25 protein-coding genes are annotated in these 24,083 nt (G+C 71.0%); 10 read left to right on the top strand and 15 right to left on the bottom strand.

Annotated elements, in window-relative coordinates; all coding sequences use genetic code 11:
• Window positions 1-154 precede the first annotated feature (154 nt).
• Window positions 155-2,122 (top strand): acyl-CoA thioesterase/BAAT N-terminal domain-containing protein, encoded by a 1,968-nt coding sequence (locus tag LX12_RS16455; protein ID WP_253655667.1) that lies wholly within the window; start codon window positions 155-157, stop codon window positions 2,120-2,122.
• 4 nt (window positions 2,123-2,126) lie between these two features.
• On the opposite strand, the gene LX12_RS16450 is transcribed toward LX12_RS16455, so the two are convergent.
• Complete coding sequence (locus LX12_RS16450; RefSeq protein WP_253655666.1) at window positions 2,127-3,371, bottom strand: MFS transporter; 1,245 nt, start codon at window positions 3,369-3,371, stop codon at window positions 2,127-2,129.
• A 96-nt stretch (window positions 3,372-3,467) separates the two neighbouring features.
• Here LX12_RS16450 and LX12_RS16445 point away from each other — a divergent pair, with 96 nt between their 5' ends.
• Window positions 3,468-4,052 carry a TetR/AcrR family transcriptional regulator gene (locus LX12_RS16445; protein ID WP_253655665.1) on the top strand — a complete coding sequence of 195 codons (585 nt, stop codon included), beginning with the start codon at window positions 3,468-3,470 and terminating at the stop codon, window positions 4,050-4,052.
• Between the two features lie 3 nt (window positions 4,053-4,055).
• On the opposite strand, the gene LX12_RS16440 is transcribed toward LX12_RS16445, so the two are convergent.
• Window positions 4,056-4,511, bottom strand: coding sequence for a carboxymuconolactone decarboxylase family protein (locus LX12_RS16440; protein ID WP_253655664.1), 456 nt, complete (start codon window positions 4,509-4,511; stop codon window positions 4,056-4,058).
• 67 nt (window positions 4,512-4,578) lie between these two features.
• On the opposite strand from LX12_RS16440, the gene LX12_RS16435 reads away from it, so the two are divergent.
• The 3 genes from LX12_RS16435 to groL all read left to right on the top strand — a co-directional run bounded on the left by LX12_RS16435 (window position 4,579) and on the right by groL (window position 7,817).
• Window positions 4,579-5,577, top strand: a complete 999-nt coding sequence (locus tag LX12_RS16435) for a pirin family protein (RefSeq protein WP_253655663.1) — start codon at window positions 4,579-4,581, stop codon at window positions 5,575-5,577.
• On the top strand, window positions 5,574-5,921 hold the full coding sequence (locus LX12_RS16430) for a GNAT family N-acetyltransferase (protein WP_253655662.1): 348 nt from the start codon (window positions 5,574-5,576) through the stop codon (window positions 5,919-5,921). The genes LX12_RS16435 and LX12_RS16430 overlap by 4 nt, the downstream gene beginning before the upstream one ends.
• Window positions 5,922-6,191: 270 nt before the next feature.
• Window positions 6,192-7,817: a chaperonin GroEL gene (gene groL, locus LX12_RS16425; protein WP_253655661.1), complete on the top strand. Its 1,626-nt coding sequence runs from the start codon at window positions 6,192-6,194 to the stop codon at window positions 7,815-7,817.
• A gap of 80 nt (window positions 7,818-7,897) precedes the next feature.
• Here the strand turns inward: groL and LX12_RS16420 are convergent, their stop codons facing one another.
• The 7 genes from LX12_RS16420 to LX12_RS16390 form a co-directional block, all read right to left on the bottom strand.
• Window positions 7,898-9,127, bottom strand: a complete 1,230-nt coding sequence (locus LX12_RS16420; RefSeq protein ID WP_253655660.1) for a glycosyltransferase — start codon at window positions 9,125-9,127, stop codon at window positions 7,898-7,900.
• The gene (locus tag LX12_RS16415) at window positions 9,124-10,143 is read right to left on the bottom strand and encodes an alpha/beta hydrolase family protein (RefSeq protein ID WP_253655659.1); all 1,020 of its coding nucleotides are present in this window, start codon (window positions 10,141-10,143) and stop codon (window positions 9,124-9,126) included. Before LX12_RS16415 ends, LX12_RS16420 begins: the two co-directional genes overlap by 4 nt.
• A 151-nt stretch (window positions 10,144-10,294) precedes the next feature.
• On the bottom strand, window positions 10,295-11,410 hold the full coding sequence (locus tag LX12_RS16410; protein ID WP_253655658.1) for an LLM class flavin-dependent oxidoreductase: 1,116 nt from the start codon (window positions 11,408-11,410) through the stop codon (window positions 10,295-10,297).
• Complete coding sequence (locus tag LX12_RS16405) at window positions 11,407-12,438, bottom strand: ABC transporter substrate-binding protein (protein ID WP_253655657.1); 1,032 nt, start codon at window positions 12,436-12,438, stop codon at window positions 11,407-11,409. The genes LX12_RS16410 and LX12_RS16405 overlap by 4 nt, the downstream gene beginning before the upstream one ends.
• A 31-nt stretch (window positions 12,439-12,469) precedes the next feature.
• Window positions 12,470-13,192 carry an ABC transporter ATP-binding protein gene (locus LX12_RS16400; RefSeq protein ID WP_253655656.1) on the bottom strand — a complete coding sequence of 241 codons (723 nt, stop codon included), beginning with the start codon at window positions 13,190-13,192 and terminating at the stop codon, window positions 12,470-12,472.
• Window positions 13,189-14,043: an ABC transporter permease gene (locus LX12_RS16395; protein WP_253655655.1), complete on the bottom strand. Its 855-nt coding sequence runs from the start codon at window positions 14,041-14,043 to the stop codon at window positions 13,189-13,191. The genes LX12_RS16400 and LX12_RS16395 overlap by 4 nt, the downstream gene beginning before the upstream one ends.
• Window positions 14,044-14,267: 224 nt before the next feature.
• On the bottom strand, window positions 14,268-14,510 hold the full coding sequence (locus LX12_RS16390; protein ID WP_253655654.1) for a DUF3072 domain-containing protein: 243 nt from the start codon (window positions 14,508-14,510) through the stop codon (window positions 14,268-14,270).
• Between the two features lie 61 nt (window positions 14,511-14,571).
• On the opposite strand from LX12_RS16390, the gene LX12_RS16385 reads away from it, so the two are divergent.
• The 4 genes from LX12_RS16385 to LX12_RS16370 are packed head-to-tail and all read left to right on the top strand — an operon-like array spanning window position 14,572 to window position 19,577.
• Window positions 14,572-16,122, top strand: a complete 1,551-nt coding sequence (locus LX12_RS16385; protein WP_253655653.1) for an alpha/beta fold hydrolase — start codon at window positions 14,572-14,574, stop codon at window positions 16,120-16,122.
• The gene (locus LX12_RS16380; protein WP_253655652.1) at window positions 16,122-16,790 is read left to right on the top strand and encodes a DsbA family oxidoreductase; all 669 of its coding nucleotides are present in this window, start codon (window positions 16,122-16,124) and stop codon (window positions 16,788-16,790) included. Before LX12_RS16385 ends, LX12_RS16380 begins: the two co-directional genes overlap by 1 nt.
• Window positions 16,791-16,819: 29 nt before the next feature.
• Window positions 16,820-17,743: an MSMEG_6728 family protein gene (locus LX12_RS16375; RefSeq protein WP_253655651.1), complete on the top strand. Its 924-nt coding sequence runs from the start codon at window positions 16,820-16,822 to the stop codon at window positions 17,741-17,743.
• Between the two features lie 31 nt (window positions 17,744-17,774).
• The gene (locus tag LX12_RS16370) at window positions 17,775-19,577 is read left to right on the top strand and encodes a DUF8508 domain-containing protein (protein ID WP_253655650.1); all 1,803 of its coding nucleotides are present in this window, start codon (window positions 17,775-17,777) and stop codon (window positions 19,575-19,577) included.
• Window positions 19,578-19,590: 13 nt separating this feature from the next.
• Here the strand turns inward: LX12_RS16370 and LX12_RS16365 are convergent, their stop codons facing one another.
• Both LX12_RS16365 and LX12_RS16360 read right to left on the bottom strand, forming a co-directional pair.
• Window positions 19,591-20,229, bottom strand: coding sequence for a TetR/AcrR family transcriptional regulator (locus LX12_RS16365; RefSeq protein ID WP_253655649.1), 639 nt, complete (start codon window positions 20,227-20,229; stop codon window positions 19,591-19,593).
• Window positions 20,195-20,620: a hypothetical protein gene (locus LX12_RS16360; protein WP_253655648.1), complete on the bottom strand. Its 426-nt coding sequence runs from the start codon at window positions 20,618-20,620 to the stop codon at window positions 20,195-20,197. The genes LX12_RS16365 and LX12_RS16360 overlap by 35 nt, the downstream gene beginning before the upstream one ends.
• 66 nt (window positions 20,621-20,686) lie before the next feature.
• On the opposite strand from LX12_RS16360, the gene LX12_RS16355 reads away from it, so the two are divergent.
• Window positions 20,687-21,259, top strand: coding sequence for an isochorismatase family protein (locus LX12_RS16355; RefSeq protein ID WP_253655647.1), 573 nt, complete (start codon window positions 20,687-20,689; stop codon window positions 21,257-21,259).
• A gap of 16 nt (window positions 21,260-21,275) precedes the next feature.
• On the opposite strand, the gene LX12_RS16350 is transcribed toward LX12_RS16355, so the two are convergent.
• The 4 genes from LX12_RS16350 to LX12_RS16335 all read right to left on the bottom strand — a co-directional run bounded on the left by LX12_RS16350 (window position 21,276) and on the right by LX12_RS16335 (window position 24,024).
• A complete protein-coding gene (locus tag LX12_RS16350; protein ID WP_253655646.1) occupies window positions 21,276-21,653 on the bottom strand; it encodes a DUF5313 family protein in 378 nt (125 codons plus the stop codon).
• Window positions 21,650-22,417 (bottom strand): trans-aconitate 2-methyltransferase, encoded by a 768-nt coding sequence (locus tag LX12_RS16345; protein ID WP_253655645.1) that lies wholly within the window; start codon window positions 22,415-22,417, stop codon window positions 21,650-21,652. Before LX12_RS16345 ends, LX12_RS16350 begins: the two co-directional genes overlap by 4 nt.
• Before the next feature lie 74 nt (window positions 22,418-22,491).
• Entirely contained in the window at window positions 22,492-23,268 is a 777-nt protein-coding gene (locus LX12_RS16340; RefSeq protein WP_253655644.1) for an acyl-[acyl-carrier-protein] thioesterase, read from the bottom strand.
• A gap of 6 nt (window positions 23,269-23,274) precedes the next feature.
• A complete protein-coding gene (locus LX12_RS16335) occupies window positions 23,275-24,024 on the bottom strand; it encodes an acyl-[acyl-carrier-protein] thioesterase (RefSeq protein WP_253655643.1) in 750 nt (249 codons plus the stop codon).
• Window positions 24,025-24,083 lie beyond the last annotated feature (59 nt).

The raw sequence follows: 24,083 nt of genomic DNA, 5'->3' as shown, positions 1-24,083 counted from the left end.
CCTCCTTGATACTCCCGGGTAGCTTCCGCCGGAAGCACGACCCCGTATCGGGCCCCGGCGAGAAGGTCGCAGGTCGGCAACGCCCGATCCGGGCATCTCGACCCGGCCGATGCGATGTGATGGGGACAGGGGGCGAGCGAGAGGTGGGTGTCGGGTGTCGTTCGTCCTGGGGTTCGCGCCGTGGATCCTCTTCTGGGTGCTCGTGGGCAACACGGGTTTCGTCGTCGCCGTGGCCTGTGCGACGGCCGGCGCCGTCCTGGCGGTCGCGCTCGGCCGGTCGCGTGACCACCGGTGGCGATCCCTCGACGTGGGGACGGCGGCCGTCTTCGTCGTCCTGCTGATCGTCGCGCTGACCGTCGACGACGCGGTGCTGGAGCGATGGCTGCAGCCGCTGGGCAACCTGGGGTTGTTCCTCGTGGCGCTGGCGGGGGTGCTCGTCGGCCGACCGTTCGTGCGGGAGTACGCCGCGGACGCGGTCGACGAGGCCACCGCCCGGACCGACGGGTTCCGCGCCATCACCCTCGCGATGACCTGGATGTGGGTCGGCGCGTTCGCCGTGATGACGCTGGTGTCGTTCGTGCCACCGCTCGTCGACGGGAGCGCCACCGTCCGTGACGCGGACCGTCCGCTGTCCGTCGTCTGCTACTGGGTCATCCCGTTCGTCGTGCTCGGTCTCGCGGGCGCCGTGTCCGGCGCGTTCCCGCCGTGGTTCGACAAGCAGTCGTCGACGGTGGCCGCGCGGTCCCGGCCGGCGACGCCGGTCGATCAACCTCCGGCCCCGCCGGACATCACCGACGAGTCCATGGCGCTGGACCTGCCCGAGGAGAGTCGTCACGACGACGCGTTCGTCGTCACGGTCACCGGACTCGACCCCGACGCCGACGTCGATCTGGAGTGCGCGGGCGTCGACCTGGTCGGGCGACGGTGGACGTCGTCGGCGCGGTTCCGTGCGTCGACCGACGGGACGGTCGACACCGGCCGCGACGCGCCGCGCGAGGGTGACTGGCCGGTCGCGGACCCCGCCGCGCCGATCTGGGCGATGCGACCCGAGTCCACCGACGACCTCGTCGACGAGATGTTCGTCCCGCCGGCCGAGGCCTGGTCGGTGACCGTCACGATTCGTCGGGACGGACGAGATGTGCTGCGGCGCTCCGTCACCCGATCCCACGGCGACCACGGCGTGCGCGTCGAGGACGTCGACCTCGGTGGCAGGCCGGCCGTCGTCGCCCGGCCTCCCGGCGAGCGCCCGGCCACCGGGTGGCCCGTCGTCCTCTGCTTCGGCGGGTCCGAGGGCGGTGTCGACTCGCAGCGCTCGACGGTCGCGATGCTGGCCTCGCGCGGCCACCTGGCGGTCGCGGGATCGTGGGCCGACGAGCCGACCGCGCCGGACGAGGCGACCGTCGTCGACGTCCCGCTCGAACGGTTCACGCGGGCGCTGACGGAGGCGTGCGCCCTCGACGACGCCAACCCGTTGCAGGTCGTCGCGATCGGGATCTCCCGCGGCGCCGAGGGTCTGCTGGCCGCGGTCGCGCTCGCCGGTTCGGCCATCCGGGACACCGTCCTGTCCGGCCTCGTCCTGGTCAGCCCGTCGTCGGTCAGCTGGCAGGCGGTCGGTCCCGACGGTGACATCCCGGAGACCCCGTCGTGGCGATGGTCGGGCGCGCCCGTGCCCGCGGTGCCCGTCCCGACCGGACGGCTGATGCCGCAGCTGGTGGCGGAGGCGGCGACGGTCCGACGCGACATCGCCCGTCGGCGTCCGAGCCTGCTCCGCCTCTGGCCTGCCTACGCCGCCGGGCTCGATCTCGCCACCGACACCCCTCTCCCCGAGGGTCCGTCACTGGGTGCGGGTGTCCCGGTGCCGGTGCTCTGCATCGCCGGGGCCGACGACGCGCTGTGGCCGTCGGCGCGGATGGCGCACGCCCTGGTCCGCGGTCGGGGTCTCGACGAGGACAGGCTCGTCGTGCTGCCGGGCGCCGGGCACCTGATCCGGTTCGGCGAGTTCCCGACCGCGGCGCAGTGGACCGGCGGCATCGCCTTCGGTGGTGATCGCCTCGGTCAGGCGCTCGGCCAGCGTGCCGCCCGGGAGGCGCTGCTGGCGTTCCTCGCCCGGGTGACGGCCTGACCGGTCAGGCCGCGCACTCCGCGAGCTCGGTCTCGACGTCCTCGGCGGTCTCGTCGGCGCCTGCTCGGCGACCCGTCAGGACGGCCGCCGCGGCGGCGATCACGACGAGACCGACGATGAACAGCGCGTACCCGACCGCGGTCGGGGTGAGGCCGACGTGGGTCGCGAGCAGGCCGGCGACCACGGCCGGGACGCTGAACGCCGTGTAGCTGAGCGCGAACACCGCCGCGAAGACGCGGCCACGATCGCTCGGCGCGGTGGCGGTGGCCATGGTCGTCATGACACCGAGCAGCGTCGTGCCGAAGCCGATGCCCGCGATGACCGACCCCGCGACGTAGAGCGGCGCGGACGTGAGCAGCGTCGCCGCCATCGTGACCAGCACGCCGGCACCCAGCGCGCCGTAGCCGAGAGCGATCGCCACCCGCGACGGCAGCCGCGTCCCGAAAGCGGCGGCGGTCGCCGCGCTCCCGAAGAACGAGCAGAGGATCGCCCCCGCGGCGGCGTGGTTCGTCACGCCCAGCACCTTCGCCGCGATCGACGAGCCCAGCGACAGGTAGAGCCCACCGAGTGCCCACGTCGCCGCCATCGCCGGTGCGGCGGCGAGGAAGGTGGAGCGGACCTCGCCGGGCACGGACATCGACGGCGCCAGCGTCGTCGCGAGGTGTCGCCGGGAGTCGAACCCGTGCAGGGGCGACGTCTCGGGCAGGAACGCGACGGCGACCAGCATGACCGCCAGCGCGGTCCCGACCACGATGTAGACGAGCTCGCGCGGCAACGGTGCGTACTGCACGAGCACGCCGGCCAACACCGAACCGGTGGCCAGCCCGAGCGGTGGGGTGGCGGTGGTGATCATCGAGCCCACGTGCGGTGTCGGCGCGAGGTCGACCAGGGCCGCGCTCGCGGTGCCCGTCAGCGCGCCGGTCGCGAGGCCCTGCAGGATGCGCGCGGTCAGCAGCATGCCCGTGCCGTCGGCCTCGACGAACACGACCATCGCGACGATGAGCAGCACGATCGACGCGGCGAGGACCGGACGTCGGCCGATGTGGTCGGAGATGGACCCGACCGTGAGCAGCGTGCCGACGAGCGCGATCACGTACACCGCGAACACCACCGTCAACGTGAAGGCCGAGAAGCCGAACACCTGCTGGTAGACGGGGTAGAGCGGCGACGGCGCGGCCGAGGACAGCAGGACCGTCGCCGTGGTGACGGCGACCAGCCAGAACGCGACGGGACGCGGCAAGCGGGGCATCTCGACCTCCGGGTCTCACTAAAGCAATGATGTTTGCTTTTCAGAACGGTAGCCCAGCCGCGCCGCTAACGCCAACTCGTTTGCAATAATGGTCGCATGTCCACACCGAACCGTCGAACCCGCCGCCCGGGCGGCCGCAGCGCCCGCGTGCAGGCGGCCGTCTACGCCGCGGTCGGTGAGCTGGTCAGCGAGGGGCACCGCGACTCGGTGACCGTCCCCCAGGTCGCCGAGCGCGCCGGGGTCAACCCGACCAGCGTCTACCGCCGCTGGGGATCGATCGACGCTCTGCTGTCGGAGGTCGCGGTGGCGGCCCTCACCGGGGACGAACCGCTGCCCGACACGGGCACGATCGTCGGCGACCTGCGGGAGTGGGCGTCGATCATCGCAACCGACATCACGCGGCCGCAGCGCATCGTCTACCTCCGCGCGATGGTCGGTGCGCGCGTCGGCACGCCGGGTGCGTGCCCGTGCTGGGACGTCCGTGAACAGCAGGCCGAACTGATGCTGGCCCGTGCGGCCGACCGCGGCGAGACCGTCCCCAGCGTGCGACAGGTGCTCGAGCACGTCATCGCGCCGCTGTACCACCACGTGGTGTTCGGGCTCGACGTCGACGACGAGTACGCCCACCACCTCGTCGACGACGTGCTGGCCATGAGCACGAGGGTTCCCGCCGGCCGCTGATCTCTACTGCCGGACGGGGTGTCGGCTGAGGATCGAGACGCGGTTGTAGGCGTTGATGGTGATCGATACCCAGATGACTGCGGCCACCTGGTCGTCGGTCAGCACCGACCGCGCGTGCTCGTACTCGCGCTCCTGGGTGTCGTGGTCGGGCAGGGTCGTGACCACCTCCGCGAGTCGGAGAGCTGCGCGTTCGACGTCGTCGAACAACTCCGTGTCGCGCCATGCGGGCAACGTCGCGAGACGGTTCGACGTCTCGCCGGCGGCGATCGCGCGGCGGGTGTGCAGATCCAGGCAGAACGCGCACCCGTTGATCTGCGAGACACGGACGTTGATCAGCTCGACGAGTGTGCGCGACAGCTCGGCGGCCTGGGCCGCGTCGGTGACCGCCGTCGCCGCCTGACCGAACGCGCGGTAGACCGCCGGTGACTGCTTGTCGATGTAGACGTGTGGCTGTGTCACGGCGCGCCCCTCGTGTCTCGGGTGGACCTAAACTCGGTGTCCGAACGCACGATAGAGGGCAGGGGTCATGAGCAATCTCGAGGTCGATCCCGTCGTGGAGGACTGCGTGCCCGGGCCGCGCGTCGCGGTCGAGGTGATCACCGCCCGTGAGGTGCCGCTCGGCGGTCCGCGGGCGATGCCGGTGCGCCGCACGCTGCCGCAACGGCAACGGTCGTTGATCGGCGCCTGGTGCTTCATCGACCACTACGGACCCGACGACGTGTCGGCGACCGGCGGGATGGATGTCGCGCCCCACCCGCACACCGGGCTCGCGACCGTCAGTTGGCTGTTCTCCGGCGAGGTGGAGCACCGCGACGCCGCGGGCGTGCACGCGATGGTGCGGCCCGGCGAGATCAACCTGATGACCGCCGGCGCCGGCATCAGCCACTCGGAGGTGTCGACGCCGGACACCACCGTCCTGCACGGCGCACAGCTGTGGCTCGCCCTGCCGGACGCGGTGCGCACCGGCGATCGCGCGTTCCACCACCACGCGCCGGAGGCCGTCGCGGTCGACGGTGGGTCGCTGCGCGTCTTCCTGGGCTCGCTCGCGGGATCGACGTCGCCGGTGCCGACCGCGACCCCGCTCGTCGGCGCCGAACTCGTCGTCGATCCCGGCGCGACCGTCGTCCTCGACGTCGACTCGGCTTTCGAGCACGGTGTCCTCGTCGACAGCGGCGTCATCACCGTCGAGGGCGAGGCGTTGGACCGGGCCGAACTGGGCTACGTCGGCGTCGGGGCGGACCGCATCGCGGTGGAGAACTCCGGCGACGAGCCGGGCCGGGTGCTCGTGCTCGGCGGCGAGCCGTTCGGCGAGGAGATCATCATGTGGTGGAACTTCGTGGGGCGGACGCACGACGAGATCGCCGCGTACCGCGAGGAGTGGGAGGCCGCGGCCGACCGGTTCGGCACCGTCGAGGGCTATGTCGGCCCGAAGCCGCGCATCCCGGCCCCGACGCTGCCCACCACGACACTGCGCCCGCGCGTGAACCCCGACCCGCGCGCCCGACCCCGAGGAGCGGAGTCATGACCGTCGACAAGACCGGCGCCGAGGTCGTCGTCGCCGACGCCCCCGATCGTCAGCGGTTCGAGATCTCCCTCGACGGCGGCGTCGTCGTCGGGTCCGCGCACTATCGGGACCACGCGGGTCGACGCATCTTCTTCCACACCGAGGTCGACGAGGCCTACGGCGGTCGCGGACTCGGCACGATCCTCGTGCGCGAGTCCCTGGACACCATGCGCGCCGCCGGCACCCACGTCGTCCCGGTGTGTCCGTTGTTCAAGGCCTTCGTCGAGAAGCACGACGACTACGCCGACATCGTCGACAAGCCGACCCGCGACGACATCGCGTTCCTCCGGGAGAACACGGGCTGAGCCACGGGGCGACCGTCCACAACCCACACCGATACACCGTGGGGTGGACGTATTGCATGGGCCGGACCCCATCGGTGTGGTCTGTGGACCGGCCCGGGTGACCTTGCACTCACCATGGGCGAGTGCTAGAAAAGGCGTTGGCACTCGCGGACCGTGAGTGCCAGGTCGGGACGGTGAGAGCGGGTCCTGCTGATACCCGGTCGTCCGTCGCGGGCACCGAGTCCGGCCAACGAACTTCAGTGTCACCCCCTATCGGAGGATCACTTCACGATGGCCAAGCAGATTGCGTTCGACGAGGAGGCCCGCCGCGGCCTCGAGCGGGGCCTGAACAGCCTCGCCGACGCGGTGAAGGTGACGTTGGGCCCCAAGGGTCGCAACGTCGTCCTGGAGAAGAAGTGGGGCGCCCCCACGATCACCAACGATGGTGTGTCCATCGCCAAGGAGATCGAGCTGGAGGACCCGTACGAGAAGATCGGCGCCGAGCTCGTCAAGGAGGTCGCGAAGAAGACCGACGACGTCGCGGGCGACGGCACCACCACCGCCACCGTGCTCGCCCAGGCGCTCGTGCGTGAGGGCCTGCGCAACGTCGCGGCCGGCGCGAACCCGCTGGGTCTCAAGCGCGGCATCGAGAAGGCCGTCGAGGCCGTCACCGAGTCGCTGCTGAAGAGCGCCAAGGAGGTCGAGACCAAGGAGCAGATCGCTCAGACCGCGGGCATCTCCGCCGGCGACGCGTCCATCGGCGAGCTCATCGCCGAGGCCATGGACAAGGTCGGCAAGGAAGGCGTCATCACGGTCGAGGAGGCTCAGACCTTCGGCCTGCAGCTCGAGCTCACCGAGGGCATGCGCTTCGACAAGGGCTACATCTCGGGCTACTTCGTCACCGACGCCGACCGCCAGGAGGCCGTCCTCGAGGACCCGTACATCCTGCTCGTCTCGGGCAAGGTGTCGACCGTCAAGGACCTGCTGCCGCTGCTGGAGAAGGTCATCCAGGCCGGCAAGCCGCTGCTGATCATCGCCGAGGACGTCGAGGGCGAGGCCCTGTCGACCCTGGTCGTCAACAAGATCCGCGGCACCTTCAAGTCGGTCGCCGTGAAGGCCCCGGGCTTCGGTGACCGCCGCAAGGCCATGCTCGCCGACATCGCCATCCTCACCGGTGGCGAGGTCATCAGCGAAGAGGTCGGCCTCTCGCTCGAGGGCGCCGGCATCGAGCTGCTCGGCACCGCGCGCAAGGTCGTCGTCACCAAGGACGAGACCACCATCGTCGAGGGCGCCGGTGACTCCGACGCGATCGCCGGTCGCGTGGCCCAGATCCGTGGCGAGATCGAGAACAGCGACTCCGACTACGACCGCGAGAAGCTGCAGGAGCGCCTGGCCAAGCTGGCCGGTGGCGTCGCCGTCATCAAGGCCGGTGCCGCGACCGAGGTCGAGCTCAAGGAGCGCAAGCACCGCATCGAGGACGCCGTCCGCAACGCCAAGGCTGCGGTCGAGGAGGGCATCGTCGCCGGTGGTGGCGTCGCCCTGCTCCAGTCCGAGGCCGCCATCGACGGTCTGTCGCTCGAGGGTGACGAGGCCACGGGTGCCAACATCGTGCGCGTCGCGCTCGAGGCCCCGGCCAAGCAGATCGCCGTCAACGCCGGGCTCGAGCCGGGCGTCGTCGCCGACAAGGTCCGCAACTCGCCGACCGGCACCGGCCTCAACGCCGCCACCGGTTCCTACGAGGACCTGCTGGCCGCCGGCATCAACGACCCGGTGAAGGTCACCCGTTCGGCGCTGCAGAACGCAGCCTCGATCGCGGCGCTGTTCCTCACCACCGAGGCCGTCGTCGCCGACAAGCCGGAGAAGAACCCGGCGCCGGCGATGCCGGGTGGCGACGAGATGGGCGGCATGGGCTTCTGAGCCCGTCCGTCTGACTCACCAGACAACCGGAGGCCGGTCACCGTTCGCGGTGGCCGGCCTTCGGCGTTCAGGGGAGGGGGTCAGGCGGCGCGGCGGATGAGGTCGTCGATGAGGGCCGCGGCACGCTCCCCCGCGCGGGCGTCCATCTGCGCGGCGACCGCTCGCGCCGCCGACGTCCGGCCCAACGCCGACAGCACGGCCTCGTGCACCGCCGTCGGCGTCAGGTCGGCCGGCGACATCCGGATCCCGGCGCCGGTGGCCGCGAACCGCGCGGCGACGTCGTGCTGGTCTCTCCCGAACGGCACCACGACGACGGGGACCCCGCGCGCCACGGCCTTCTGGGTGATGCCGAGTCCACCATGCGTGACGGCGACGACGGCCTTCTCGAGGATCTGATCGTGCGGTCCGTTGCGGAGGACGGTGGCGTTCGGCCCGGCTGTGAAACCTGCCGGATGGGTGTCGCCGCACGTGACGACCACGTGCAGTCCCGTGTCGGCCAGTGCGGTGAGCGTCGTCTGGGCCAACCGGGCGTCGTTCTGGAACTCGGTGGAACAGGTGACCAGCGCCACCGGTCGGTCGATGGCGGCGATGTCCGGGTGTTCGGGGGCCGGTGGCGACCAGAGCGACGGCCCGACGAGGTGCAGGGTGTCCGGCCAGTCCGAGCGCCTGTGTTCGATGGGCGGCCCGACGAAGTTGATCGCGAGAGGGGCGATCCGGACGAGGTCGTCGGAGTGTCGCAGCGGCTCGAGCCCCACCGACTCCCGTGCCTCGTTCATCGGCCGCAGGGACAGCAGATCCCACAGGGCGCGTCCGGCAGCAGCCATGACCTCGTCACGGACCCGGTGACGCCGCCCGGATCCCGGCAGCATGCCGGTGCCCACCATGGGCCCGCGGCCGCTGAACAGGGGCAGGAACGTCGGACACCAGACGACCCACGGGAGACCGGCTCGCTCGGCCGCGAACTGTGCCCCGGCGGCGTTGAAGTCGGCGATCACGATGTCGGGTCGGTGTTCGGCGACGAGCCGCTCGGTCAGCGTGAACTGGGCGGGCAGCCGCGACATCACCTCCGAGACGATGGACCTGACCCGGTCCCGTCTCGACGGGGACCGCCAGTCGTCGAGTTCGGCGTCGTTGAGTTCGGGCGGGAGGGGCTCCGCGGAGAAGCCGAGACCCCTCAGCATCGGGACCTCCGACGCCAGCGTCACGATGTGGATGTCGTGTCCTCGATCGCGCAGCGTCAGCATGGCGTCGGTGATCGGGTAGAGGTGCCCGCGGGCGGGTGACGTGACGACGAGGACGCGAGCAGTCATCGGGTCGGGGCACCGCCCGACGTGCCCGGGCACCGCTCCTGCAGCGCACGGGCGTTCCGCGCCGCGTCGACGATGCGAGGGTCGCCGGGCCAGTCCCGGCCGGCGAACACCGAACAGTACGCACCCGTCGTGACGTGGTCGAGGAACGCAGTCTCGATCCCGGCCTGGGGGTTCGAGGCGACGGGGCCGAGGGTGATCAGGTGGGCCGTGTCCCGCAGGATGGCCCACCACGCGGGTCCGGCGTGGATCGCGTCGTAGCTCCGCCGGATCTCGCGTGGTGGTGCGACGAAGTCGCGGGTCCCACCCACGACCAGCGTGGGGAGCGCGACCGCATCGGTCACCGTGCCGACGGCCGGGCCGATCGCGAGCACGCCGACCACGCGCACCCCGTCCGGGACGGTGAACCCCGACGGTGAATCGATCCCCCGCGCTCGGAGCGCGATGAGGTCCGCCGCGTGCAGTGCATTGGTCGCGCCGAAGGAATGGCCGGCCAGAACGACCGATCGCAGGTCGATCCGACCGAACAGCGGCGACGACCGATCGCGGTCGACCTCGACGGCACGACGCAGGCCGCGGAAGGCGCTGTACGGCACCAGCTCCTCCAGCTGGTACGAGACCGCCACGACGTACCCGTGGCTCGCCCAGTGACGGGCGATCCTGTCGAAGTAGCCGGGGTTCGCCCCGTATCCACCGCTGAAGACGATGAGCGGTCGCGCGCCGACCACCTCGGGGAAGTAGAAGTTCACCCCGGTGCCCGGCCCGGTGCCGATGGGGGCGGCGTCGGTGCACTGCAGTGGGGTGAACACACCGTCGCGGCGCGCCTGGCTGTTCTGCCCGTCCGCACGTGTGCCGACGCACGGGTGAACGGTCGTCGTCGACCGCACCCCGAACGGACCCGGGGCGGCCGCGGCTGCGACGGCGGTCCCTGCAGGTCGCGTTGTGTCGGCGTGGGACGGGGCTGTTGCGCCGAGTGCCACCGCGATCACCGTCGCGACGAGGCAGGCGAGTGTGCGCACAGAAGCTCCCGTGGTCATCGTTCGCGGAGTGACTCCGACGACCGGGGTCCGGCAGGTCACGCTCGGATCGACGTCAGCCGACCGAACGTACGACGTGTGATCGGCACGGGTCAAGAAACTTTCGCGCGCCGAAGCACTCCTGCGCGAACGGTCAGGCGGCGCGACGGGGTGCCGGGGCGGTGATGCCGCGGCGGTCGAGGATGGGACGGACCCCCTCGGCGAAGTGGTACGCCTCCTCGAGGTGCGGGTAGCCCGAGAGGATGAACTCGGAGAACCCGGCGTCGTGGTACTCGCCGATGAGGTCGGCGACCTCGTCGTGGCTGCCGACGAGCGCGGTGCCCGCGCCACCACGGATCAGCCCCACGCCCGCCCACAGGTTCGGGTAGATCTCTAGGGAGTCGGTGGACCCGCCGTGGAGTGCGGCCATGCGGCGCTGCCCCTCCGACTGCGACGACGAGTGCAGACGGTGCGCCTCGGCGATCCGCTCCTGCGGCAGCTCGTCCAGAAGTCGTTGCGCCACAGACCATGCCTCGGCTGACGTGTCGCGGCTGATGGTGTGCAGGCGGATGCCGTACCGGAGCCGACGGCCCTCCGCGTCGGCGAGCGCACGCACGCGGTCGATCTTGGCCTTCGCGTCGGCCGGCGGCTCGCCCCACGTCAGGTACGTCTGCACACGACGGGCCGCCACCGACAACGCCGGCTCCGAGGACCCGCCGAACCAGAACTCCGGCAGCGGATCCGGCGCCTCCGACACCCGCGCGTCGGCCACACGGTAGAACTCGCCCTCGTGGTCGACGGACTCCTGCGTCCAGATCCGGTGGACGAGATCGAGGAACTCGTCGGTCCGGGCGTACCGGCGATCGTGGTCGAGCCAGTCCCCGAAGCGACGCTGCTCGGCGTCGTCGCCACCGGTGACCACGTTGAGCAACAGCCGCCCCTCGGACATCCGCTGCAGCGTGGCCGCCTGCTGCGCCGCGAGGGTGGGGGGCGTCAGCCCAGGACGGAACGCGACGAGGAACTTCAGACGCCGCGTGCTCTGCAGCAACGCCGCGGTCGTCAACCACGCGTCCTCGCACCAGGTCCCGGTCGGCGTCAGCACACCCTCGTAGTCGAGCCGGTCGGCGGCCTGGGCCACCTCGGTGAGGTAGCGCAGGCTCGGTCGCCGGAACCCGGCGGGCTCCACCCGGTGTGACGAGGCATGCGAAGCGCCCACGATGGACCGCCCGTCACCGGCGGTCGGCAGGAACCAGAAGACGCGTGCGCTCATCGGGTGGCCTCCGTGACGGTATCGGCATATCGGGTGTCGACATAGTCGGAGAACGGTTTCCCGCGCGGGATCTGCTTCGCGTCGACGAAGGCGTCGTAGAGTTGCTGCTCCGAGCCGATCACCGTGCTGTCGAGTGCGATCGCGGGCCGGAGGCTGCGGGTCTGGGCGACCGCACCGGCTGCGGGGTCGATCTTCACCGCCGCCGAGTACTTCGCCGCCCACTCCGCAGGGTTTGTCTTCGCCCAGGCCGAGGCCTTCGCGATGCGGCCGACGAGGTCGGCCAGGGCGGTGTTCTTCGCGGGATCGGCCAACGCCTGCTGGGATGCGATCCCGAAGCCGTACCCGTTCGCGACTCCCTCGGCCGTCGTGAGGGTTCGAGCGCCGTTCTGGCGTTGCGCGATCGCGGTGTAGGGATCCCAGATGGCCCAGGCGTCGACCTGCCCGGCGGTGAAGGCGGTCAGCGCGTCGGCGGGCTGCAGGTAGATGAGCTGGACGTCGGCGGGGGAGAGGCCGGCTTTCTTCAGCTGCAGGAGGATGTGTCCGTTGGCCGAACTGCCCTTGGCCACCGCCACCCGCTTGCCCCGCAGGTCCGCGACGGACCGCAGGGGCGACGACGCGGGGACCAGCACCTGGTCGCCGGATGCGTTGTTGGCGTAGGCGCTGACGACCTTGATCCGGGCGTCGGCGGCCGCCCCGAAGATCGGCGGCGTGTTGCCGGTCACCGCGAAATCGATACGTCCCGCGGTGGCCGCCTCGACCTGCGGTGGTCCGGAGGTGAAGGTGGAGAACGAGATCCGGTAGGGCAGGCCGGTGAGCTGGCCGGAGGCCTCGAGCAGCGACTGCGTGCCACCCTTCTGGTCACCGACGTTCAGTGTCACCGCGGACAGGTTGCTCGCGTCGACCGTCGACGGAGGCGCCGACGACCGTGCGTCGGAGTCGCGAGACACACACCCGGCCAGGGCGAGCGCGGTGACGACGACGACGGCGACGGCTCCGATGGGGCGGGACAGGGACGAGCGCAGGGACATTCGAGACTTCCGGTCGTGGGTGAAGGGTCGATCAGTGCACGCCGAGTGCGGCGAGCAGGTGGCCTCGCAGCGAGGCGAAACCCGGGGTCCCGCGGTCGCGGGGGCGGGGGAGGTCGACGTCGACGTGGTCGGTCACCGTGCCGGCGTCGAGGACGAGCACGCGGTCGGCGAGTGCGACGGCCTCGTCGACGTCGTGGGTCACCAGCAACACGCCGAACCCGTGTCGACGCCAGAGGTCGAGCAGCAGCGACTGCATCGTCAACCGGGTGAGCGCGTCGAGCGCACCGAACGGCTCGTCGAGGAGGAGGAGTTCGGGCTCGCCGACCAGAGCTCGTGCGAGAGCAGCACGTTGGGCCTGCCCTCCGGACAGCGTCGCCGGCCAGGCGTCGCGCTTGTCGTCGAGGCCGACCTCGGCCAGCGTCGCGTCGGCGGCCTGCTCTGCGGCACGTCCGGTGACGCCCGACGGGTTGAGGCCGTAGGAGACGTTCTGCCGCACGGTCCGCCACGGGAACAGGCGCGGTTCCTGGAACGCGACCGCCGGTCTGCCCGCGACGCGCGTCTCGCCGCTGTGGTCGTCGGAGAGTCCGGACAGCACACGCAGGATCGTCGACTTCCCCGAGCCGGACCGTCCGACGAGTGCGACGATCTCGCCGCGGTCGACATGAAGGTCGACACCGTCGAGCACCTGGTGATCGCCGTACCACTTGTCGACGCCGACCAGCGAGGCGACCGCGGTGTCCACCGGGGCGCTCACGCGCGCTCCGCCCGGTAGCGCAGGGCCCGTCGTTCCAGGACCCGCACGATGCCGTCGGTGACGATGCCGAGCAGCGCGTAGACGACCAACCCGAAGATGATGGTGTCGACCCGGAGGAAGTCGCGCGCCTGGTTGATGATGAACCCGAGGCCGGCGTCGGCGTTGATCTGCTCGGCGACGATCAAGGACAGCCACGCGATGGCCAGCGACTGCCGGAGCCCGACCAGCAGCTGGGGCGCGATGCTCGGGAGGATGACCCGCGAGAACCGTTGCCGCCACGAGAAACCGAGGACCTGAGCCGTCTCGAGGTGACGGCGGTCGATCTGGCGGATGGCCGAGAAGGTGTTGAGGTACAGCGGGAACGCGACACCGAGCGCGACCAGCAGGATCTTCGGCGTCTCGCCGATGCCGAACCACAGGATGAACAGCGGGATCAGCCCGAGGTGCGGGAGTGCGCGCATCATCTGCAGGGGCGGGTCGACGGTGGCCTCCGCGAGCCGCGACAGCCCGACGAGGGAGCCGAGCACCACGCCGACCACCCCACCGAGGACGAGGCCCTCGGCGACCCGTGTCCCCGACACCACCAGCGCGTCGGTCAGCTCCCCACTGCGCGCGAGATCGACACCGGCGTCGAGGATCAGCGACGGCGCGGGCAGGATCCGTTCGGGGATGAGGCGCAGCGCGCTGCCCAGTTGCCAGAGCACGAGCAGCGCCACGGGCGACAGTGCGCGGACGACGGTCCAGCGTTGGCGCCGCCATCCGTCGGTCCGGCGGCGCACGGCCCTCGGCGGCTCGGGACCGGTGTCGGCGACAGGTAGCGGTGTGTGCGCCGGGGCGATCGAGGTGACCATGCGCGAGGTCCTCCCGGTGTCGGCGGGATGTGCCCGCCCACGGGACGCGGCACACCGCGGCGTCGGGTGACGCCGTCCTCCGACCGTCGTGCACCGGGCGCCGTCCGACGAGGGTTCTCACCACGCTGAGCAGATGTCGGGCGGCCTCGTGCTCCCGCGACCCGAACCCCCTTGTGCGACCGTTGCGACGGTCGCGTCAGGTGGGAACGGTCGCGGGACGTGGTTCAGCCCCGGTCGGTCTTACCCTGCAGACGCTCGATCTCGGCGGACGCCTCGGCCTTGGTGAGGTCGGCGGACAGCGTCTCCCCGGCATCGCGTGCGAGGGTGTCCAGGTAGCTCTTCTGCGCCCCGGTCATGGGTTCGTCGCCGGTGACCCAGTCCTGCGGGTCCTTCTCCGTGGTGTTGCCTGCGTCGGCGCCGAGGACCTCGTCGGTCCCGGACGTCGAACTCGTGTTCGAATCGGTCATGACCCGACGGTACGCCCGATCCGACGCGCCGTCGACCGCCCCGACCGATACGGTGAGCGCCGTGATCCTGCGCCGAGCCCGTGTCGCCGTCATCGCCCCTGTGCTGGCCGTCGTGGCGGGAGTCCTCGCCCCGGTCGCGATCGCGCAGGCGGCTCCCGCCACCTGGGGTCCGTGCCCGGCACTGCACGGCGCGTCGAAGGACACCCTCTGTGCGACGATCCGCGTCCCGAAGGACTACGCGCGTCCGTCCGCCGGGTCGATCGACGTGCTCGTGTCGAAGCTGCCCGCGCGCGGCGAGCGGCGCGGTGTTCTCATCGGCAACCCGGGCGGTCCGGGCGGCGACGCGATCGGGATGTTCTCCCTCCTGACCACGCCTGCGGCGCTGCGGGACTCCTACGACCTCGTCGCGGTGCAGCCGCGCGGTCTCATCGACGCGGGCGAACTCCGTTGCGCGCCACCGTCACCGTCGGATGCCGCGTCCTATCTGGCCGCCGGAGGGGCGCTGCGCGCCGCCTGCGACCGCACCGCCCCCGGCTACGCGCGGACGATCACGACCGCGAACACCGCCCGCGACATCGAGTCGGCGCGAACACAACTAGGTCTCGGCGACCGGGTGGACCTGCTCGGCATCTCCTACGGCACGACGCTGATGTCGACCTACGCGACGCTCTACCCGCAGCACACCGACCGCCTGATCCTCGACTCCGCCGTCGATCCCCGTCTCGAGTGGAACGCACTCCTCACCGCGCAGACACCGGGATACCAGAGGCGCATCACCGACCTGTTCACCTGGATCGCCGACCACGACGACATCTATCGGCTCGGCAGTACGCCGCTGGCGGTCTACCGCTCGTGGAGTCGCGTGGTCACCGCCGAGGCGGGGGTGCCGCCGTCGGTGTCACCGCCGCCCGCGCGGGTGGGTGACGTCCCGCCCGGGCTGCGGTCGCAGGTGCAGGCCTACATCACCGGGCAGAACCTGACCGGTCCTGCCCGCGCCCAGGCCGAGAACTTCCTCGCGAGTCTGGTGACCGGCAAGCGGCAGTCGTCGTCGGCCCTGGTCGGACTCACGAGGGCCGCCGCCCCCGATCGCAACGCGTGGCCGCTCGTCGCGCAGCGGATCGTGGCGGGCCCACAGCGGGCCCGCGCGATGTCCGCCGAGTCGCAAAGGGAGCAGCTGAACTCCGTGGCGATGCAGAACACGATCCTGTGCAACGAGAACGCGGTGCCGGCGAACCCGCTGCTGGCACCGGCGTCGTTGCTCGACACCTTCCTCATCACCGATCCCGTGGGCGGACCGGCCCTGCTGTTCGCGTCGGGGCTCTTCTGCTCGGGCGTCGCGCCGTCGGCGCGCCCGGTCGCGATCACCGGGACCGGGCTGCGGGTGCGGCCACTGCAACTCCAGGCACTCGGTGACCCGCAGACGCCGTACCGTCCGAGCCTCGAGCACCGCGCGCGGATGGGTGCGCAGCTGATCACCGTCGGTGGTGGCGACCACGGCCAGTTCGGGCGGTCGAACCCCGTCGTCGACGCGGCGATCGTCGAATACCTGCGGACCGGCTGGACCTCGGTCACCACGGCCCCGCAGGCACCGATCACGACGTCGCTGCGCTGATGGGATCTCCCGTCACCGTCGACATCTGGTCGGACATCGCGTGTCCGTGGTGCTACCTCGGCAAGCGCCGGTTCGAGGCGGGGCTGGCGCAGTTCGACGGGCGAGACGACGTCGTCGTGACCTACCACAGCTTCGAGCTCGCGCCGGACACCCCGGTCGACTTCGACGGCTCCGAGGTCGATTTCCTGGTGCAGCACAAGGGTCTTCCGTCTGCCCAGGTACGCCAGATGCTCGCGCAGATGACCGAGACGGGTGCGCAGGACGGCGTGCGCTACGACTTCGACGCTCTCCGCCACACCAACACGCGCAAGGCCCACGAGGTGTTGCACCTCGCGAAAGCCGATGGCCTGCAACGCCAACTCGCCGCCCGGCTGTTCGCCGCCTACTTCACCGAGGGCCGGCACCTCGGACGCGACGACGAGCTCGCGGATCTCGCCGCCGAGGTGGGCCTCGACCGCGACGAGGTCCTGATCGCGCTGGAGGAGGGCACCTACGCCGACGCGGTGACCGCCGACATCGAGCAGGCCCGGGCGTACGGGATCACCGGCGTGCCGTTCTTCGTCCTCGACGGCCGCTACGGCATCTCGGGTGCGCAGGCGCCGGAGACCTTCACCTCCGCGCTCGAGCAGGTCCGCGACGAGCGGGACGGGTCGAGGTCGCACGGGTGAGTCGGCCCGCGGCGGGGTAGTCGTCAAGGATGCAGACGTTCCTGCCGTACGCGGACTTCCTCCGGTCGGCACAGGTCCTCGACGTCCCGCGGCTCGGCAAGCAACGCGTCGAGACGGTGCAGGTCGTGCGCTCGCTCGAGCTGTACGACTACGGGTGGTCGACGCATCCGGCGGTCCGGATGTGGCGTGGGTTCACCCCGGGCCTCGTCCGCTACGGACTCGACGTCGCGCAGATCTGGACCGACGGTGGCCGCGCGGACACCACCGCGGCGATGATCGCCGAGTTCGCCCCCGACGTCGTGGGGCGGACGCAGCGGGACATGGCCGACGACGGACTGATGCCGCCCTGGCTCGGGGACGAGCGGCTCCACCTCAGCCATCGCGCTGCCCTGGTGCGCAAGGATCCCGATCGGTATCGACCGCTCTTCGGCGACGACGTCCCCGACGACCTGCCGTATTTCTGGCCGGAGCCTCCTGCTGCGGTCGCGGAGCTGGATGTCCCGCCGGCCTCGCACGTGTGGGTTCTCCGTGCGGAGGACGCGGATGCCTGGTCCGAGTTCCGCCGGCGACGGATCGTCGGCCTCGGCACCGCGTCGGGGATCGACGTCGACGCGGGCGACGGGACCGCGGACGGTCTGCGGGCGCTGCTCCGGGCCCACGACCCGCCACGCAGACCGACCAAGGCGACTCGTGTGCTCGCCGAGTTCGTGTCCGACGTCGAGGTCGGGGACACCGTGGTCGTCCCGCTTCCCGACGAGCCGGACCGGCTCGCGCTCGGGGTCGTCGACGGTCGGTATCGGTTCTCGCGATCCGCGACGACCCGCGTGCCGCATCGACGGCCCGTCGTGTGGTCCGGTGTCGTGGGCCGTGAGGTGATCGAACCGGTTGCGCAGCTGCAGAACCCGCGCACGCTGTTCCCGGTGCGGGGTGGTGTTCGCCTGGCGTTCACCTGACGGGTGATCAGCATGGCTAACATCTCGGCGCGTGAGCATCAGAGCGTGGGTCGTGCCTGCCGTCATCGCGGTCGCCGTGGGTGTGGCCGCTCCCACGGCATCGGCTGCGCCGTCCGCGCCGACGACCATCGAGGCGATCCAGGGGACCGGCTTCACCTCGCCGCTCGCCGGTCGGGCGGTGTCCGGTGTCGAGGGTGTCGTCACGACGGTCCGCACGTCGTCGCCGCGCGGGTTCTGGATCCAGTCGCGCACACCCGATCGCGACGACTCGACGTCGGATGCGGTGTTCGTGGTCACCGACCGGACCGCGCCGACCGTCGCCGTCGGCGACGACGTGACCGTGGGCGGGACGGTCACCGAGTTCCGTTCCGGCGGTGCGTCGTCGGCGAACCTGTCGGTCACCGAGATCACCGCGCCCACCGTCGACACCCGTGCGCGGGGCGTCGCGCTGCCCGCGCCGGTCGTCATCGGGCCGTCGACGGTCCCGAACCGGTTCGCGCCCCCGATCGTCGGTGACGTCGAGACCATCGGCAGGGCGGTGCCGCGACGGTCCGCCCAGGAGTTCTGGGAGGCGCACGAGGGCATGCGCGTGCAGATCCCAACACCGAGGGTGATCGCCCCCAGTAACACCTACGGTGACATCTACGTCACGTCGAAGCCGTTCTCCCAGAACACCTACCGCGGTGGTGCGTTGCTCGCCGGCTACGACCTCCCCACCGGGAGGGTGCACGTCACCGCCCTCGACGGGGCGAAGCCGACCCTGACCGTCGGCGACCGATTCGCCGGGCCGCTCACCGGCGTCGTCGACTGGTCGTCGTTCGGCGGTTTCACCGTCGACGCGCCGTCGCTCCCGCCGGTGGTGCCGGGTGGGTTGGGCCGGACCGTCGCCGGCGCCGCGCTGCCGGGCGAGCTCTCGGTCGCGACGTACAACGTCGAGAACCTCGCGCCCGGTGACAGCGACGCGAAGTACGCGGCGCTCGCGACCGGGGTGGTGCGCAACCTGGCTCGTCCCGACATCGTCGCCGTCGAGGAGGTGCAGGACAACTCGGGTGCCCGCGACGACGGGACCACCGCCGCGGACCGCACCGTCCGTCGTCTCATCGACGCGATCGCCGCCGCCGGTGGGCCGCGGTACGACAGTCGCAGCATCGATCCCGCGAACGACGCCGACGGTGGACAGCCCGGCGGCAACATCCGGACCGTGTTCCTGTTCGACCCGGCGCGCGTCTCCTTCGTCGACCGTGGAGGAGCCGCGACGTCGAGTACGGCGACGACGGTGGTGCGGGGCGCCGGTGGCCGCGCGCAGCTCTCACAGTCGCCCGGACGCATCGATCCGTCGAACACCGCATGGACGACGAGCCGCAAGCCGTTGGTGGGGGAGTTCACGTTCCGGGGCCGCACGGTGTTCGTCATCGGCAACCACTTCGCGTCCAAGGGCGGCGACCAGTCCGCCGACGGACGGTTCCAGCCGCCGGCACGGTCGTCGGAGACGCAGCGCGACGCGCAGGCCCGGATCGAGAACGACTGGGTCCGTGCGGCTCTCGCCGTCGACCCGCGTGCGGCGATCGTGTCCGCGGGTGACTTCAACGACTTCCCGTTCAGTCCGGCACTGCAGACGCTCACGTCGGGCGGCGCGCTGACCGACCTGATCACCACGTTGCCGCGTGACCGCCGGTACACCTACGTGTTCTCGGGTGTCTCGCAGGTCCTCGACCACATCCTGGTCAGCCGGTCCGTGCGTCCGACCGCTCGCTACGAGGTGGTGCACCTCAACGCGGAGTTCCCGGATCAGGTGTCCGATCACGACCCGCAGGTGGTCCGCCTCCGTCCGTGACGCGCGGCGTGTCTCATCGGGCCGCCATCCCGCCCACGAGGATGTCGGCCAGCTGTTCGGCGTAGACGTCGGGATCCACCTCGGGGTGGGCGGTGAGGTAGGCGATCATCGCGTCGATCGCCCCCTGGTAGGTGACGGCCATGACACGGACGTCGGCCGGGGCCATCGACCCCTCGGCGATCCCGCGGGCGAAGAGCTCCTCCTGCAGGCGGTACCCGCGTTCGTAGTCGTCGAGCGACAGCACCTGTGTCCCGTCGGGGGCCAGCATGGTGTGGATGATCTGGTCGAGGGCGCGGAGCTCCGCGGCATGTGTCCTCGTCAGGGACGCGAGGTGGCGCAGCGCCTGTCGCACGACGTCGGTCGCGGGGACGTCGAGATCGAGGCGGCCCACCACCTCCGCCCGCAACTGCTCGTCGAGGTGCTCGGCGGTCCGCCGCATCAGGTCGTCGCGGTCGGTGAAGTACCGCCAGACGAGACCCTTCGCCACCTCGGCGCGGGCGGCGATCTCGGTCGCCGTCGCGGCGGCGAAACCCCGCTCCGCGATCACCGCCACCGCAGCGGCCACGATCTGGGACCGACGCTCCTCGGCACTCAGGCGGACGCGCACCCGGGGAGAGTCACGGACGCGGGAGCCCGACGTCGATCCGGCCATGGCCGTCATTGTCCCGTGCGAGGGCGACACGGACGACCAGCGCCACGGATGCGGCCATCAGGACGGCGATGCCGACCATCTCGACGCGCATCCACGTCGGGACGAAGTCGGGGACCAGGGCCTCGGCGACGTTCACGACCACCAGGACCCCCGAGATGATGCCGACCGCGCGCAGGCTGCCCCGGTTCCCGGCGCGGACGCCGCGGAGGCGTAGCGGGAGGACCAGGGCGAACACGCCGACGACGACCGCGTGTACCCAGGCGTCGGCGGGAGCCTCGCGCGGTGCGACGCCCGACACCACGGCGAGGACGACGATCGTCGCGGCGGCGACCGCGGTGTACGAGTACACGACCCGGTGCAGAGCCGAGAGCGAAGACGTCTTGTTGACCATATGGTCATTATTGTTGACCGAGCGGTCATCAGGCAAGGGGTGTCTCGCCGACTACTGTCGGGCGACGTGGGAACCGCACTGCTGATCGTCGACGTCCAGAACGATTTCGCCGAGGGTGGAGCGCTCGGTGTGACGGGCGGGACCGCCGTCGCGGAGGGCGTCACCGCACTTCTTCGCGACCACCGTGACGACTACGCGGTGGTGATCGCGTCCCGTGACTGGCACGACGCCGACTCCGACAACGGGGGTCACATCGTCCTGGAGGGCAAGCCGGACTTCGTCACCACCTGGCCGCCGCACTGCATCGCGGGCACCCACGGCGCCGACTACCATCCCGCGTTCGACACGTCCTCGGTCGAGGTGGAGATCTACAAGGGCCGCGGTGAGCCCGCGTACTCGGCGTTCGAGGGCGCCACCGACGACGGGACGTCACTCGCGGACGTGTTGCGGCAGAGGGGGATCGACAGGGTCGAGGTCGTCGGTCTCGCCACCGACTACTGCGTCCGTGCGTCGGCGCTCGACGCCCTCGGCGGTGGTGTCGCGGTCCGCGTCCGTCGAGATCTCGTCGCAGGCGTCGCCGAGGAGACCAGCGCCGCGGCGGTCGAGGAGATGGTCGCCGCCGGCGCCGAGTTCGTCTGAGATGTGCGGGGTGCGCTCACGCACCCCGGTACTTGGCGAGGTACTCCTGCTCCGACCGGCTGTTGCGGGCGCGCTCGCGCGCGTCCACGAGTGCGGGGTCGAGTCCGTGCTGCGCCAGACGATGCCGCCGGTACACCCGGTTGAGTGCGATCGAGAAGTAGACGTACGGCATCAGGATCGGCAGCGTCAGCATGGCTTTCACGATCGCGTCGGCGGGCAGGACGAGGAACGGGGTCAGCAGGACCAGGCAGGGGACCGCCCATCGTGCGACCATCCGCGCGCCGGCGCCCCTGCCGGCCAGGTCATGTGTCACCCACCGGGAGTACTGGGGGTCGAGTCGCGCGCCATAGGCATAGGGGATCATGCGCCACAGCGGAGGCCGTGCGGCCCTCATCCGACGATCTCCGCCACGACGAACACCCGGCGGAACGGGAACCAGGTCCGGCCCGGGGCGTGCTCGGGGTACTCGTCGCGCAGGACGGGCGCGAGGTCGGCGCGGAAGGCATCCCATCCCGCGTCGTCGAGGACGTCGCGCACGGGTGTCAGCGCGGTCCCGGTGACCCATTCGAGCACCGCGTCGGGACCCTCGAGCTCCTGGAGATACGTCGTCTCCCACGCATCGACGCGGGCGCCGGCTCGCCGCAGGATCGTCGCGTAACCGACCGGGTCCTCGACCGTCTCGCCGCCGCGCAACTCGAGCCCGCCCAGGCGATCGCGCCACGCCGCCGACGCCGCGAGTGTGCGGATCGCGCGATGGGACGGTGCCTCGAAGTTGCCCGGCACCTGGAACGCCAGCCATGACCCGGGTGCCATGACCTCCGCCCAGCGGGCGATCAGCTCGCGGTGCGTCGGGATCCACTGCAGGGTCGCGTTCGAGACGACCACGTCGACATCGGAGGCGGGCATCCACGTCGCGACGTCGGCGACCTGGGCGTCGAGGCCACGATCGCGTGCGGCCGCGACCATCTCCGGGGACGAGTCCACCGCGACGACGCGCGCGTCCGGCCATCGATCACGGAGGCCGACGGTGAGATTGCCGGGGCCACAACCGAGATCGGCGACCGTTCGCGGAGAGGACGCACCGACCCGGCCGATCAATTCCCCGTACGGCCGGCCGCGGTGGTCGGCGAAGGTCAGGTACTGCGCGGGATCCCACATGTCGCCTCCTCGTCTCACAGTACGCGCGTACTGCTTGTAAACAGTATGCGCGTACTGCTACGGCGTCACAAGGGTCAGGCGGCCAGCGGGGTGATCGACGCGCGGGCGCGGACGTCGCCGTCGACGGTCAGCCAGACGAGCATCCCGGGACCGGTCTCGTGGTCGAACCACTCGGACACGATGCGCACGGTCTCGCCGTAGGTGATCGGCTTGTCGTACTCGATGACCAGCCGATACGGGTGCTCGACGAGGGCTCCCGCCTCCGGGAACACCTCCCGCAGCGCCTGCAGGTAGATCGAGTTGTTGACGTGGTCGAGGCGGTCGGTGTCGGCGTGACGGAGCGCGAACACCGGTCCGTCGTCGGACGTCGGCTGCTGGGAGAGCCAGGCCTTCCAGCGCAGGCGCCGCTCGTCGGTGGTGGTCGCGAGCTTCTCGAAGAAGCGGTCCTCCATGCGTCCCGGCGACTTCGTCTCCATGTTCATGTTGATCCAGAAGCCCTCGGTCTCGATGAGACCGCCCGGCTGACCGTCGATCCCGTCGCCGGTGATCCGTACCCGCATCGAGCACCACCGCGGGGAGATCCCGGCACACCAGCGCCACAGCTGGACCGTGTCGGGCCAGGTGATCGGACGGATCACGTCGACGACGGTGCGCCGCACGATCCAGAACTTGTGCGCCTCGAAGGCGCCGGCGTCCACGAGGTGCTGGGCACCCGCCTCCTGCAGGTACCGGGCGACACCGTCGACGCTGAGACGTTCGTGCTGGTCGATGTCGGCACTCGACAGCGGCCACGAGGTGTGGAACACGTAGCCCTCGGAGGGCAGGTCGACGAGGCGATCGGTGAGAGGCATCGCCCCTCAGTCTGGCAACCGTGTGATCGACGCGTGCGACCGGCACTCGCCGCCCACCGAGATCCAGATCAGGACACCGGTGTCGATCGGCGCGGACGTGATGTGGACCTCCTCGCCGACCATGATCGGGGTGTCGAACTCGACGACGAGCCGGTGCGGCCCGGTGATGAGGTCGGCGACCTCCGGGTAGACCTCGGCGACCATCTGCCAGTAGATGGCGTTGGTGACGTGACCGAAGCGGTCGGTGTCGGTGCGGCGGATCTGGAAGGTCCGGTCCGACTCGGGCGGCATCGGCTCGCGGATCGACGGCTTCCAGCGCAGTCGGGTGTCGTCGGCGGTGGTGGAGAGTCGCTCGATGACGTGGTCGCTCATGCGACCGATCCCGCGGGTCTCGATGTTGATGTTGATCCAGAACCCGACGGTCTCGATCAGGCCGCCACCATTGCCCTCGATGCGGACGCGCATGTCGCACCAGCGGTTCGACAGCGCCGAGCACCAGCGCGACACCGTCACCGTGTTCGGCCAGCTGATCGGCTCGATCATGTCGATGACCGTCCGCCGCGCGATCCAGAACTGGTGGTCGGCCAGTGCCTCACCGTCGGCGAGATGCAGCGCGCCGGCCTCCTGCAGGTACCGCGCCACCGAGTCCGCGCCGAGCACCTCGGCCTCGTTCATGTCGCTGGTGCGGACCGGCCACTGCGTGGTGAAGACGTAACCGTGGTCGGGCTTCGCCTGGAGCTGCTCGGTGAGCGGCATGGATCTCCCGGGTGTCGGCGGGCCGTGATGCCCCTGCGGGCGAACGTACCGGGCCGACG

Source organism: Williamsia serinedens (genome assembly GCF_024171725.1).
Classification (GTDB): Bacteria; Actinomycetota; Actinomycetes; order Mycobacteriales; family Mycobacteriaceae; genus Williamsia_A; species Williamsia_A serinedens.
Note: the sequence above shows the minus strand (reverse complement) of the source record. Positions and strands in the feature narration are given on the sequence as shown.